Annotated in this window: 6 protein-coding genes; 3 read left to right on the forward strand and 3 right to left on the reverse strand. The window is 68.8% G+C overall.

Translation table 11 applies throughout. The annotated features are described in order from the left end of the window. Positions 1–75 precede the first annotated feature (75 nt). Positions 76–1,089 carry a LacI family DNA-binding transcriptional regulator gene (locus ABZU91_RS08880; RefSeq protein WP_355236161.1) on the forward strand — a complete coding sequence of 338 codons (1,014 nt, stop codon included), beginning with the start codon at positions 76–78 and terminating at the stop codon, positions 1,087–1,089. A gap of 75 nt (positions 1,090–1,164) precedes the next feature. Here the strand turns inward: ABZU91_RS08880 and ABZU91_RS08885 are convergent, their stop codons facing one another. After that, positions 1,165–2,574: a ricin-type beta-trefoil lectin domain protein gene (locus ABZU91_RS08885; RefSeq protein WP_355236164.1), complete on the reverse strand. Its 1,410-nt coding sequence runs from the start codon at positions 2,572–2,574 to the stop codon at positions 1,165–1,167. Positions 2,575–2,683: 109 nt separating this feature from the next. Further along, positions 2,684–4,177 (reverse strand): endo-1,4-beta-xylanase, encoded by a 1,494-nt coding sequence (locus tag ABZU91_RS08890; RefSeq protein ID WP_355236167.1) that lies wholly within the window; start codon positions 4,175–4,177, stop codon positions 2,684–2,686. Between the two features lie 440 nt (positions 4,178–4,617). Between ABZU91_RS08890 and ABZU91_RS08895 the strand changes: the two genes are divergently transcribed. Beyond that, complete coding sequence (locus ABZU91_RS08895) at positions 4,618–11,037, forward strand: RHS repeat-associated core domain-containing protein (protein WP_355236170.1); 6,420 nt, start codon at positions 4,618–4,620, stop codon at positions 11,035–11,037. Further along, entirely contained in the window at positions 11,028–11,492 is a 465-nt protein-coding gene (locus ABZU91_RS08900) for a hypothetical protein (RefSeq protein WP_355236172.1), read from the forward strand. Before ABZU91_RS08895 ends, ABZU91_RS08900 begins: the two co-directional genes overlap by 10 nt. Before the next feature lie 63 nt (positions 11,493–11,555). Here the strand turns inward: ABZU91_RS08900 and ABZU91_RS08905 are convergent, their stop codons facing one another. After that, a complete protein-coding gene (locus tag ABZU91_RS08905) occupies positions 11,556–13,910 on the reverse strand; it encodes an AbfB domain-containing protein (RefSeq protein ID WP_355236175.1) in 2,355 nt (784 codons plus the stop codon). Between the last annotated feature and the right edge of the window lie 62 nt (positions 13,911–13,972).

Below are 13,972 nucleotides of genomic sequence, written 5' to 3' on the forward strand. Positions count from 1 at the left end.
GGGCGCGGAACGTACGAGGTACCCACCCATGGAAGAACGGACGGCCCGCCAGTGCGAGTTCACGCGGAGAAAGCAGTGACGACCGCCCATCGGCCCCCGGTCATGGCGGACGTCGCCCGCCTGGCGGGCGTGTCGCACCAGACGGTGTCCCGGGTCATCAACGGTGCACCCGCCATCAGACGCGAGACGCGGGAGCGTGTTCTCGAGGCCATCCGGCGGCTCGACTACCGCCCCAACACCGCCGCCCGAGCGCTGGTGCGGGGACGTTCCGGGATGATCGGCATCATCGGCACGGCCAGGACGCTGTTCGGTCCGACGAGCATCCACCGCAGCGTCGAGGACGCCGCCCGCGCCGCCGGTTACTTCGCCACCTCGGTGAGCCTGTCGGAGGTGACGGTACGGGCGCTCAGCGACGCCACCGAACACCTCATGCGTGTGGGCGTGGAAGGCGTCGTGATGATCGCCGGCAACGACGAGGCTCTCGAAGTGGTGCGGATGACCCGGTCCGGCGTGCCCTTCGTGGTGGTGGAGGGTGACCTGTCCAGGGCAAGCCTCACCGTCGGCGTGGACCAGGTGCTCGGCGCCCGGATGGCGACCGAGCATCTGCTCGGCCTCGGGCACACCGAGATCGTGCACGTGTCCGGTCCGCTCAACTGGGCCGAGGCGCGCGCCCGCCGCGACGGCTGGCATTCGGCGATGCTCGCGGCGGGCATCCGGCCGCCCGAGCCGGTCGAGGGGGACTGGATGGCCCACAGCGGCTATTTGGCCGGGCTGCGGATCTGCGAGATGCGCGGGACCACCGCGGTCTTCGCGGCCAACGACCAGATGGCCATCGGTGTGCTGCGTGCGCTGCACGAGCGCGGGCGGCGGGTGCCGCAGGACATCTCCGTCGTCGGATTCGACGACGTCCCCGAAGCGGCGTACCTGATTCCGCCGTTGACCACGATCCAGCAGGATTTCGGCGCGGTCGGTCGACGGGCGATCACGGCGGTCACCCAGGCCATCGACGACATGGTGCCACAGCCTCTGCCGCTCGTCGTACCCACGCTCGTGGTGCGGGAGAGTACGGCGCCACGGACCGGTACGTGAGCCACGGTCACCGCCGCACGAGCGGGCGGGCCCGGCGTGACGCCGAGCCCGCCCGTTGCCGGTCGGTCAGGACCATCAGGTCAGGGCGGTGAGCCGGAACTGCTGGTTGGTCTGTCCGTGGCAGTCGTAGAGCTGGATCTGGGCGCCGTTGGCGGTGCTCCAGACGTCCAGGCAGCGTCCGGACTGGACGCTGCTGATGGTGCCGTTGGAGTTGACGTTCCATTGCTGGTTGGTCTGTCCGTGGCAGCTGTAGATCTGCACGGCCGCGCCGTTGCCGGAGCCTGCGGCGTCGAGGCACATGGTGCCGTACACCTGTAGTTGTTTGCCCGACGTGTAGGTCCACTGCTGGTTGGTCTGCCGGTTGCAGTCGTAGAGGGTGACCCGTGTGCCGTTGGTGCGTGAGGCGTTGGGTACGTCGACGCACCGGCCCGACTGCGTGCCGACGATCTGGCTGGCCGAGCCGGGTGGGGTGGTGGGCGAGACCGTGGGCGTCGGTGTCGGGCTGCTCGTCGGTGTCGTGGTCGGCGTCGGGCTGGTCGGCGTCGACGGCAGCAGCGGGCAGGTGCTGCGGTAGGTGACCACGCCGCTGTTGTCCAGCAGCGGGCAGAGGAACTGGCTGTACCGGGCGTCGTTGTCGACGAACATCTTGACGAACGGCAGCATGGTCCGGACCAGCACGGGGTTCGACCGTCCGACCATGAAGCCGTGATCCGCGCCGGCGACCTCCAGGTAGGTGCTCTCGGTGGTGCTCGGGATGCTGTTGTAGAGACCGGTGGCGTAGGACGGGGTGACCACCGTGTCGGCCTGGCCGGCGAAGATCATGGTGGGCACCCGGTCGTTGGCCAGGTTCGACGACGGCGAGTACGGCGCGATGCCGACGACCGCCTTCAGCGACGGCCGCCGCATCGCGGCACTCAACGCCCCGCCGCCGCCCATGGAGTGGCCGGCGACAGCCAACCGGTTGGGGTCGACGCGGTCGCGTACCGGGCTCTGCTGTGTCAGGTAGTCCAGCGCGGCGAGCAACTGGGTGCCCCGGGCCGTGTCGAAGTCGTTGCGGCTGTTGGTCTCGATGCCGATCACGACGAAGCCGTGGGAAGCCAGCCACGGTCCCATCCAGGCCAGTTCGGCGGAGAACAACGCGGTGTAACCCGGCGAGATGGCGATGGCCCCGAAGGTGCCCTGGCTGGTGTCGGTCGGGTAGTAGATCCGGCCGCCGTTGAAGCCGTACCCCGTCGGGACGCTGACGGACGTGTTGGCGAACGGACCGTTCACGGCGGTGACGCTGGTCCGGGTGGGGTCCGGGCCGCGCTGGTACGGGTTGTCGGCGGCCGACGCCGACCCGGTCGCCAGGGTGATGGTGAGCAGCCCGACCGCGGCGGCGATCCCGGCCGCGGCCAACGTGAACAGGCGTCCTCGGATGCCGGGCGACCTGCGGTCGACAGGGGTGTTCGCCGGGGGCGGCGGATGGTCTGCGGGTCCTCGCACTGTCGGTACCTCCTGGGGGTGGTGGTGGAGAGACGAGGGCGGGCGGGTTCGTCAGGTGCCGAGCCCGCCCGCCCCGACCTTGTCTGGGCGGAACGTCCCTGGTAGAGCTTTACGCGCCGCTGGACGAGAGCCGGAACTGCTGGTTGGTCTGTCCATGGCAGTCGTAGAGCTGGATCTGGGCGCCGTTGGCGGTGCTCCAGACGTCCAGGCAGCGTCCGGACTGGACGCTGCTGATGGTGCCGTTGGAGTTGACGTTCCATTGCTGGTTGGTCTGTCCGTGGCAGCTGTAGATCTGCACGGCCGCGCCGTTGCCGGAACCGGCCGCGTCGAGGCACATGGTGCCGTACACCTGTAGTTGTCTGCCCGACGTGTAGGTCCACTGCTGGTTGGTCTGCCGGTTGCAGTCGTAGAGCTGTACCCGGGTGCCGTTGGTGGTCGAGGAGTTCGGCACATCGACGCACCGGCCCGACTGGGTGCCGACGATCGCACCGGCGGAGCCGGGTGGGGCGGTCGGCGTGACGGTGGGGGTCGGACCCGGCGTGGTGGGCGTGGGGGTGGTCCCGGGGCCGGCGCTGTTCAGCGCCTCCAGGGCGGCCGTGTAGGCGGCCTTCTTGTTGCCGCTGCAGTCGAAGAGCAGCGGAGTGCCGCTGGAGCGCCACGAGTCGCAGTCCCGCACTCCCCAGACCGTGAGTCCGTTGCAGCGAGCCACGGCGAGGCAGTCGTTGACCACGCTGCGGTAGGTGTTGGCCTGCGTCGTACCGGAACCCTCGATGTCCAACTCGGTGATCTGCACGTCCACCCCGAGGGCGGCGAAGCTGGACAGGGTCGTGCGGTAGTTGCTGTTGTACGGCGAGTTGGCGTTGAAGTGCGACTGGAACCCGACGCAGTCGATCGGTACGCCACGGGACTTGAAGTCGCGCACCATGTTGTACACGGCCTGGGTCTTGGCCCACGTCCAGTTGTCGGTGTTGTAGTCGTTGTAGCAGAGCTTCGCGTCCGGGTCCGCCGAGTCGGCGGCGCGGAACGCCGCCTCGATCCAGTCGTTACCGCTGCGCTGGAGGTTCGAGTTACGACGGGCCCCGCTGTTGCCGTCCTCGAACGCCTCGTTCACCACGTCCCAGGAGTAGATCTTTCCCCGGTAGTAACCGGCCACCCGGTTGATGTGGTTGAGCATGGCGTTGCGCAGCGCGGTGCCCTCCATGCCCTGCATCCAGCCCGGCTGCTGGGAGTACCAGGCCAGGGTGTGGCCGCGGACCTTCCAACCCCGGGAGAGGGCGTGGTTGACGATCCGGTCCGCGTTGCCGAAGGTGAAGTTGTTCTGCTGCGGCTCGGTCGCGTCGATCTTCATCTCGTTCTCGGGCGTGACAGCGTTGAACTCGCGGTTCAAGATCGTCGTGTAGGCGCTGTCGCCGAGTTTGTTGGCGGCCACGGCGGCACCGAAGTACCGGCCGGACTGGGCCGCCGCCGCGCCGAGAGTCGTCTCGGCGGCCTGGGCCAGGTTGGGCAGCATCGATACGACCAGGGCCACAATTATCGCGGCAGTTCCGGAAAGAGCGACCGTTCGTAGTCGGGTACGCCCGGTGGGACGGGGCCGGGAAACCATGCTGATCCTCCGGTGGTGGGTGGGGAGAACTCGGGTGCTGTTCGGGTGGGTGAAACCGCGGTGCCGGTTGCGCTAGCGCTGCCTAGGTCACCCGACGGGTCCGGCGGTCGGATGCGGTGTCCGGGCCGCTGCGGTCTGAAAGGATCATGGCAACGTTCACACTGATCGATGTCTCAGGCTCGCAGAAAGTTCCGGCTTTTTCAACCGGTAGTTTCGGGGCTGTTACGGGCCGGGACATCACGGCGTGAGCCGCGTCAGACGCAAGATCGGTTGACGCCCTGCCGCCTGGAAGCGAGGGCCACGGTCGTCCCGTCACGGGCTGGGCGCCGCCCGTCAGGCGTCAGCGCCGGAGCCGAATGACCCTGAGTGACCAGGATGGACAGAGGGTTCGCGAAACCTTACAGTTCGCCAACTGGTTCAGCTTCATCACGGGGGATGCGATGACACCGGCTAGATCTCTGCTGCCCAAATCACGTCCAGGCTCGCGCCGCGTCGCGGCGGCACTGCTCAGCAGTGTCCTGGTCGTCTCGGTTCTCGTGGCGCCGCCCGAGGCCGCCGCCAAGCCCAAACCGCACCTGTCCGCGCAGCGGGAAGCGCTGGACGGCGACGGTGGGACCGCCGCCGGACGGGCGTGGCCGACACAGCCGGCGCGCAACGCCGAGCTGGCGGCTCCGACGTGGCCGAAGCCCGGCCGGGCGACCGTCACTCTGCCGCAGGCGGGTGCGGGCCAACGGAAAACCGCCGCTCCCGCCGTACGAGCCGGCGCGCTGCCGGTGACGGTGGGTCGGGCCGACGGCGCGCGGGGAGCGCGCACCGACGCGGTGGCCGTGGAGCTGCTCGACCGGTCCGTCGTGCCCCAGCAGTGGCGTGACGGTCTGCTGATGCGCGTCAGTGCTACCGCCGCGGCGACCGCGGGCGAGACGGCGACGGGTTCCGGCGCGGCTGCGGTCTCGGTCGACTACCGGGGATTCCGCAACGCCATCGGCGGCAGTTGGTCGTCCCGGCTACGCCTGTGGCAGGTGCCCGAGTGCGCGTTGCGGGAGCGACCGACGCCCGGCTGCGCCGCCACGCCGCTGCCATCGGTCAACAAGGACGGCCAGGTGAGCGCCGAGGTACCCGTACCGGTGGCGGCCTCCGGGGCCCGCACCGCCGGCTCCACCCTCGTCGCACTCGCGGCCGGCAGCGCCGGACCCGAGGGTGATTACACCGCCACCTCACTCACACCGTCAGCGACCTGGGCGGCAGGCGGCGCGACCGGGGACTTCAACTGGTCGTACCCGATGAAAATGCCGCCGGCGATCGCCGGCCCGGTGCCGACCTTCTCCCTCGGCTACTCCTCGGCGTCGATGGACGGCAGGTCCGGCACCGAGAACAACCAGCCGACGTGGGTCGGTGAGGGGTTCGACCTGTGGTCCGGGTACATCGAGCGCAAGTACGTCGGCTGTGGCGAGGACATGACCGACAGCAACAGCAGCAAGAAGACGGGCGACCAGTGTTGGCGGTCCGACAACGCGACCCTGTCCCTCAACGGACGGGGCTCGGAGTTGGTGTACGAGAGCGGCAAGGGTTGGCGTAGCCGCAACGAGGACGGTTCGAGGATCGAGAAGGTCACCGGTGGCAGCAACGGTGACAACAACGGTGAGTACTGGAAGGTCACCACGGCCGACGGAGTTCAGTACTTCTTCGGCCTGCACGCCCTGCCCGGTCAGTCGGCGAAGACCAACTCGACGTGGACCGTTCCGGTGGCCGGAAACCAGAGCGGCGAGCCGTGCCACGGCAGCTCCTTCACCGCCTCGTTCTGCGACCAGGCCTGGCGGTGGAACCTCGACTACGTGGTCGACCCCCGTGGCAACACGATGTCCTACTGGTACGGCACCGAGACCAACTACTACGGCCGGAACGCCAGCAACACCGACAAGGCGTCCTACGTGCGGGGTGGCACGCTCACCCGCATCGACTACGGCACGTGGGACCGCGGGTCGGGCGACCGGTCCGTGACCCCGACCGCACAGGTGATCTTCACGACGGCGGACCGCTGCGACTCCGGTTGCAGCACCCACGACGCGGCGCACTGGAAGGACGTGCCCTGGGACCAGGAGTGCACGGCCACCGCCGCGAACTGCAAGGAGAACTACTCACCCACCTACTGGTCGACCAAGCGGCTGTCGAAGATCACCACCCAGGTCTGGGACACCACCAGGACCACGCCGGCCTGGCAGCCCGTGGACTCCTGGACCCTCACCCACACGTATCCGGCCGTCGGTGACGGCAGCGACCACGCCGGCATGTGGCTGAGCGCGATCTCGCACACCGGGCTCTCCGGGACGGCGGTCAGCATGCCGCCGGTGACGTTCGAGCCGGTGTCCCTGCGCAACCGGGTGCTGACGACGAACAACACCAGCAACAACCGGATGCGGATCGGGAACATCGTGACCGAGACCGGCGCGAAGATCCAGGTCACCTACAGTCTGCCGGACTGCTCGTCGGGCAACCTCCCCGCGACGGCGTACGACAACGCCAAGCGGTGCTATCCGGTCATCGGCGCGGACCCCTACGACCCGGACGGTCCGGACATCACCGAGTGGTGGCACAAGTACGTGGTCACCCAGATCTCCGAGTCGGACCTGACGGTGATGGTGAACGGCACCGACCACGGGCAGCCGGTGAAGAACACCTATTACACCTACGTCGGCGCGCCGGCCTGGCACTACGCCGACGACGACGGCCTGGTCAAGCCGAAGCGCAAGACGTGGAGCCAGTTCCGGGGATACGCGACGGTCGAGACCCGCGTCGGTGACGCGCCGAGCCAGACGTTGAGCCGCACCACGTACCTGCGCGGCATGCACGGCGACCGGGCGACCACCTCGGGCGGCTCGCGGACCGTCACCGTCGGCGCGTCGCTGGGCAACGAGACGGTGTACGACGAGGACCAGTTCGCCGGCCTGGCCCGCGAGCAGGTGACCTACAACGGGGTCAGCACCAAGCCGGTCAGCAAGACCGTGAACGTGCCCTGGATGTCACCCCCACTGGCCTCCCGAACGATCAACGGTGACACCGTCACGGCCCGTTTCACCCGCACGTCGGCCACCTACTCGGCCACCGCTCTGGGAGTGGACGGCGCCTCGGGGTGGCGTACGACCCGGACGGAGTCCCGCTTCGACGACACCTACGGCACGACGACCTGGACCCAGGAGGATGGAGACACGGCGAAGACCGGCGACGAGAAGTGCACCACCTACAGCTACAACCGCAACACCGCAGCGAACCTCGTCGAGGTCGTGAGGCAGACCACCGTCACGGCGCTCACCTGCGGAGTCGCGCCGACCGGGCCCGACGATGTCGTCTCGGACGAGCGGAACTACTACGACGGCGCGACGAGCGTCGGCGCCGCCCCGACGAAGGGGCTGGTCACCAAGGTCGAGAGCCTGAAGGACTGGTCGAGCACGGGCGGCACGACCTGGCGGGTCAACAGCGAGTCCGCCTATGACACCTTCGGCCGGATCACCCAGAGCACCGACGACCGGGGCAACGTCACCACGAAGGCGTACCTGCCGGCCTCCGGTGGGCCGCTGCGAAAGGTGACCACGACGACCGCGGACCCCAACGGCGCAAGCGGCTGGGTCAGCACCATGGAGTCGGAGCCGTACCGGGGTTCGCCGGTGCGGACTACCGATCCCAACGGGCGGGTCACCGACATCGAGTACGACGCGCTCGGGCGTACCGCCCAGGTCTGGAAGATCGGCTGGACGAAGGCCGACCACCCGAACAACCCGTCGGCGCGATACGACTACACCTTCGCCGCCGCGCGGGACGCCTACCCGTACACCACGAGCCGGACGCTGCACCCGGGCGGCGGGTACACCACGTCCCACCAGATCTTCGACGCGCTGCTGCGGTCCCGGCAGGTGCAGACGACGGGCGTGGGCGGTGGCCGGGTCGTCACCGACACCCTGTACGACAAGGCCGGCCGGGCCGTCACCAGCTACTCCGCCCACGCCGAACCCGGCACGCCGTCCGGCGCGCTCTGGTGGGAGCCGGAGTGGTCGGTGCCCGCGCTGACCAAGACCGTCTTCGACGGAGCTTCTCGAGCCACCGACCAGGTCTTCTTCGGCACCGATGGTGTGACGAACCTGGTGGAGAAGTGGCGTACCACCACCAGGTACCTCGGGGACTCCACGACGGTCACCCCGCCGTCGGGTGGCGTACCGACCACGACGGTGGTGGACGCCCTCGGGCGTACCGTCGAGCTTCGGCAGACCGGCTCCAAGACCCTCACCACGCGGTACGGCTACGACGGCAAGGGCGAACTGCGGACCGTCACCGACTCGTTGGGCAACGAGTGGCGGTACACCGTCGACATCCGGGGGCGCAAGACCGTCACCGTCGACCCCGACAAGGGCACGAGCCGGAGCGAGTACAACGACTACGGCGACCTCGTGAAGACCACCGACGCCCGTGGTGAGGTGCTCGTCTACGAGTACGACAAGCTCGGCCGCAAGATCGGCGTGTACGACGACACCGTCTCGGCCGGCACGAAGCGGGCCGCGTGGACGTACGACCGGCTCTATACCGGCCAGACGGTACGCGGCCAGTTGGGCCAGAGCATCCGCTACGAGCCGGCGGGATCGGCGAACGCGTACACCTACCGGGTGAGCGGGTACAACGACCGGTACCAGCCGACGGGCACGCAGTACGTGGTGCCGACCGTGGAGGGCACGGGCATCGCCGGGACGTACATCTACGGCTTCGGCTACTCGCCCTACACGGGCGACGCGACCTCGGTGACGCTGCCGGCCGCCAACGGGTTGACCACCGAGACGGTGACCACCCGGTACGACGCCACGACCGGTCTGCCCAGTGGGCTGGACACCAACCTGATCAACGTCGGCGCCTACGTGATCGGTCAGCAGTACACCGCCTACGGCGAGCCGACGGTCACCACCCGGAAGATCAACGGTGGCGTGTACGTCGAGGACGCGGCGTACTACGACCTGACCACCCGACGGCTCGAGCGGTACAAGGTGCAGCCCGAGACGGCGGCCGGCACGGTGCAGGACACCACCTACGGGTACGACGCCGCGGGCAACATCCTCTCGGTCACCGACGCGCCGCAGGTGGGTTCGGGGGACAACCAGTGCTTCGGCTACGACTCGTTGCGGCGGCTGACCTCGGCGTGGTCACCGAAGGCGGGCGTCGCCTGCGCGACGGCGCCGTCGGTGGCGAACCTGGGCGGCCCGGCCCCGTACTGGCACGAGTGGACGATCGACGACATCGGCAACCGCCGTACCGAGACCGTGCATTCCACGGTCGGCGACACGGTCCGCACCTACGCGGTGCCGGACAGCGGTAAGGACAAGGTCCGCCCACACGGGGTCGACTCGGTGGCCACGGTCACCAACGGCGGCGCCGGAGTGACGACCCGGTACGGGTACGACAGCACCGGCAACATGACCTGTCGCCCGACGGGGGCCGCCACCAACACCTGCGACACCGCCTACACCAACTCCCAGGCGCTGAGCTGGAACAGTGAGGGCAAGCTCGCCACCGTCACCGTCGGTGGGCAGAGCGTCGAGTCGAACGTCTACGACGTCGACGGCAGCCGGCTCGTCCGCCGGGACGCCAACGGCACCACCCTCTACCTGCCGGGACAGGAGATCCGGCGCACCGGTAGTTCGACGACGTCTGCCGTCCGCTACTACACCTTCGGCGGCAGGACGGTCGCCAGCCGTGACCCCAACGGACTGACCTGGCACTACTCGGATCACCAGGGCACCCAGCAGGTCAGCGTCGATGCGCTCAGTCAGCAGGTCTCGGCCCGCCGGCAGACCCCGTACGGCGACCCACGCGGCAGCCAGCCGCAGTGGCGCAACTCGAAGGGCTTCGTCGGCGGCGACAAGGACCCGACCGGTCTGACCCACATCGGGGCACGCGACTACGACCCGGGCCTCGGCCGCTTCGTGTCGGTGGACCCGGTCCAGGACCTCAAGGACCCGCAGCAGTTCCACGCCTACGCGTACGCGAACAACTCTCCGGTGACGGCCTCCGACCCGACGGGCACCATCCCAGAGGGTGTCTCGATGCAGGAATACCAGCAGGACATCCTGCACGACGTCGAGAACCGCAGGCGGCTGTTCAATGATCCGGTGCGCAACGGCTGGGGTGGACGTCGCCCGCCGACCCTGACCAAGACGAAGGATTGGGAGCAGAAGTACAAGAAGGTGGTCGGCGCCACGTGGTGGAAGAACCCGAGTGGTCCGGCGGCCTGGATGCTGATGGCCGTCGAGTCGGCCCAGGAGGCCGACATCGACCCGCGGTGGCTGCTCGCGGTGCTCATGGCCGAGGTGGGTAACTCGGAGAAGTACGCGTCGATCGACCAGAACGTCCAGGCGGCCAGCGTGGTGGCCGACAAGCTGGGCATCTACGGCCCGTTGAAGCAGCTCGTGGGCAACGTGACGGGCTTCAAGAAGGGCGAACAGGCGAATCCCCCGTCGATCGGTTGGGGCAACATCCAGCAGGAAGCGTTCGAGAGCACCAAGGTGAACCACCCGGAGGCGTTGGGGGACGTCGACTGGTCCTCGCTCATCTGGCACAACGACCTCTCCATCAAGGTGACGGCGTACCGGCTGAAGGACACCACGGCCGCGGCGGAACGGACGGCCACCGTGGGCATGAAGCAGAGATGGACGCCCCAGCAGGTGGGCGCCGGGATCTACAACGTCGGGGAGCGTAACTACAACGAAGCGGTGCGGCAGCGTGGCGATCTGGGTCCGAGCGGGACGGTCTACGCCACGACCATCGGTCGCTACTATTGGACGGCCGATCAGATGGTCTGCCACTCCGGAGTGTTCACGTGTTCCTGACGTCGGTGCCCCGCCGGACCCTGATCGTGGTGACGGCCGTACTGCTGGTCGTCGGCGCGGCCGGCTGCGGCGACGGCAATGAGACCCAGCGGTACGCCGACCGCGTGCGGGTGGAGGGCTTCACGTTGGTCAAGTCGGCGTACTCGAACGGCGAAGGTCGGTCCTACCTGGGGCCGGCCGGCGAAGGGGCTCCGCCGGTCACCGCCCCCGGGCTCACCCTGAGCTCGGGCGGCACGGACACCTCGTACCTGTTCTACGACTACCTGGCCTACGGCCAGGGCACCGATCCGGACACGGGCACCTGCTCGGTGACGGTGTACGAGATCCGGGACCGGGCCAAGGCCGTGGACTACCTCGACGACGACCTGAACAGCAGCCAGCAGCAGGCGGTCCGTGACGGCACGTCGCGGATCGTGCATCTCGACGTGCTCTGCGACGCGCAGGCCGACACGTGAGCTGGTGCGGGCCGGCGGCACTCCGCCGGCCCGCACCGATCATCGGAGCGCGGTCCGTCGTGGTCAGGGGGCCCAGGGAGCGGCGATGTTCCAGGTGCTGTCGGCCGCCCAGAGGGTGGGGCTGTTGTAAGCGTCACCGCCCGTGCCGTTGCTGAGCCACACCTCCGAGTTGTAGTGCCGGAGGTACTTCCCACGGAAGTTGTACGACTCCAGCGACACGCCGCTTCCGGTCAGTCCCACCCGGGCGCACCAGGTGGCGTCGGCCCGCAGGAGCGCCGAGCCGTCGTTCGGCGAGTTGCGGACCCGGGAGTCCTGGTGCCGCAGGTACTGACCGGGATAGTTGGCCGACTCGAAGGAGTAGCAGGCGCCGTCGGCCAGGCCGGGCCGGATGACGTACGTCGCGTCGTTCTTGAGCAGCGCCGAACTGCCCGCGTCGACCACCTCCGTGTACGCCAGGCTGTTCTGGTGGCGCAGGTACCGGTTGGTGTAGCCGGGGGTGGTCACCTGCAACGAGCGCCGCGTGTTGACCGGCAGGGCGACGGGGGCGGAACTGCCGATCGCCTTGGACGCGCTGACGAGGGCGGTGTTGGCCGCGCGGACGCGTGCCTGGTCCATCTTGACCACCTGCCGGTCGTAGGTGAGGAAGCCGTTCAACTCTCCCTCCTGGTCGGCGATCTCGGTGTAGATCGAGGCGCTGAGACCCTTGCCGAGCATCAGGTTCTGCGCGCCCTGCACCAGCCCCACGTACCGGTCGGTGAGCGCGGCGGAGGTGGGCTGCCACTCGTAGGCGAAGAACTGCCCGTTGGGGCTGTACTCGTGGCCGGGTGTGCGCAGGCCCAGGCCGCCGAACTCGCCGAGTACCGCGATCCGGCTGCTCGACGGCGAGGGTGAGTCCGGGCCGAGGTAGACGTGCCAGTCGTCGATGTCGCCGTTGCCGGGGTCGCCGAGGGACTGGCAGCAGTTGTGGCCGCTGTGCGGGTTGACCAGGCGGGTGGGGTCCTGATTCTTGATGTTCTGTGCCACGCGGCGGGTGTCGGCCAGGGTGCGCTCGCCCCATCCCTCGTTGTAGGGCGTGTAGGCGACGACCGCAGGGGAGCTGCGGTGCTCGTCGACGATCTCGCGTGCCTCGGTCTCGAACTGCGCCTGTTGCGCATCGGTGGGGTCGATGTTCTGCGCGGTGAGCGACGGAATGTCCTGCCAGACAAGCAGGCCGAGCCGGTCGGCGTGGTAGAACCAGCGCTGCGGCTCGACCTTGATGTGCTTGCGCACCATGTTGAAGCCCAGGTCCTTGTGCATCTGCAGGTCGAAGGCGAGGGCGGCATCGGTCGGCGCGGTGTACAGGCCGTCCGGCCAGAAGCCCTGGTCGAGGGTGCCGACCTGGAAGACGAACTGTCCGTTGAGCTTCGGTCGTAGCACCCCGTTGACCACGCCGGTGGTGATCTCCCGCATCCCGAAGTAATGGACGGTCTGGTCGACCGTCGCGCCACCCGCGTTGCGCAGACGAATTCGCAGGTTGTAGAGGAACGGGTCGTCGGGTGACCAACGGCGGGCGTTGGGCACCGGGACGCTGAAGTCCGTGAAGCCGCCGGTGGCGGAGCCGACGACGGTGCTTCCGGTCAACGCCTCGGCGAGCACGCTGTGCCCGCTCACGTCGCCCCGGGTGAAGACCCGGACCCGCAGGGTGTTGGCGCCCAGGTTCGGGTAGACGTCCACGCTGCTGATCGACGCCGACGGCACCGGTTCCATCCACACCGTCTGCCAGATGCCGGAGCTGGGCGTGTAGAAGATCCCACCGGGCTGCTTGGTCTGCTTGCCGATCGGTGGCAGGCTGCCGTTCTGCCGGGTGTCGGTCGGATCCCACACCTTCACCACGATCTCGTTCACGCCGCCGTTGAGCTGCGGGGTCACGTCGAAGGTGAAGGCGTCGTAACCGCCGGTGTGCGCACCGAGCCGTACGCCGTTGACCCAGACCGTGCTCTGCCAGTCCACGGCGCCGAAGTGCAGCAGGGTTCGCCGACCCGACCAGTTCGGCGGGACGGTGACGGTGCGTCGGTAGAACAGGTAGTTGCGGTTGTCGTTGGCGGCCCGCTGGATACCGGAGAGGGCGCTCTCCACCGGAAACGGCACATTGACCCGTTCGGGCAGGTCGGTGTTGAACTGCGGGGCGTCGTCGGTGCCGGACTGCCGCAGCTGCCACTCCCCGTTGAGGTTGAGCCAGTCCGGACGCGTCATCTGTGGTCGCGGGTACTCGGGCAGGGGCGTCCCGGCCAGCGCCTGGCTGGTCCACGGTGTGGTCAGTGGCGGCGTCTTGGCCGGGGCGGCCTGCGCCGGTCGGGTCGGTGCGGCGAACACTCCGACGACGAGGGTGAGGATGAGCAGTAGGGACAGGGCGGGGCGGGCGGGGTCCTGACGTGTCATGCCGTCTCCGAGGGGCGGGTCGCCGCGGGCCGTGCAGCTGAGCCCGCAGCGCGCGGGCGGTG

This window comes from Micromonospora sp. NPDC005174, from assembly GCF_040608495.1.
In the GTDB taxonomy this organism is placed as follows: domain Bacteria; phylum Actinomycetota; class Actinomycetes; order Mycobacteriales; family Micromonosporaceae; genus Micromonospora.

Excerpts from the sequence above, each read along its gene's own strand:
- ABZU91_RS08895 (WP_355236170.1), top strand. The coding sequence starts at position 4,618 with ATGACACCGGCTAGATCTCTGCTGCCCAAATCACGTCCAGGCTCGCGC.
- ABZU91_RS08890 (WP_355236167.1), bottom strand. The coding sequence starts at position 4,177 with ATGGTTTCCCGGCCCCGTCCCACCGGGCGTACCCGACTACGAACGGTC.
- ABZU91_RS08905 (WP_355236175.1), bottom strand. The coding sequence starts at position 13,910 with ATGACACGTCAGGACCCCGCCCGCCCCGCCCTGTCCCTACTGCTCATC.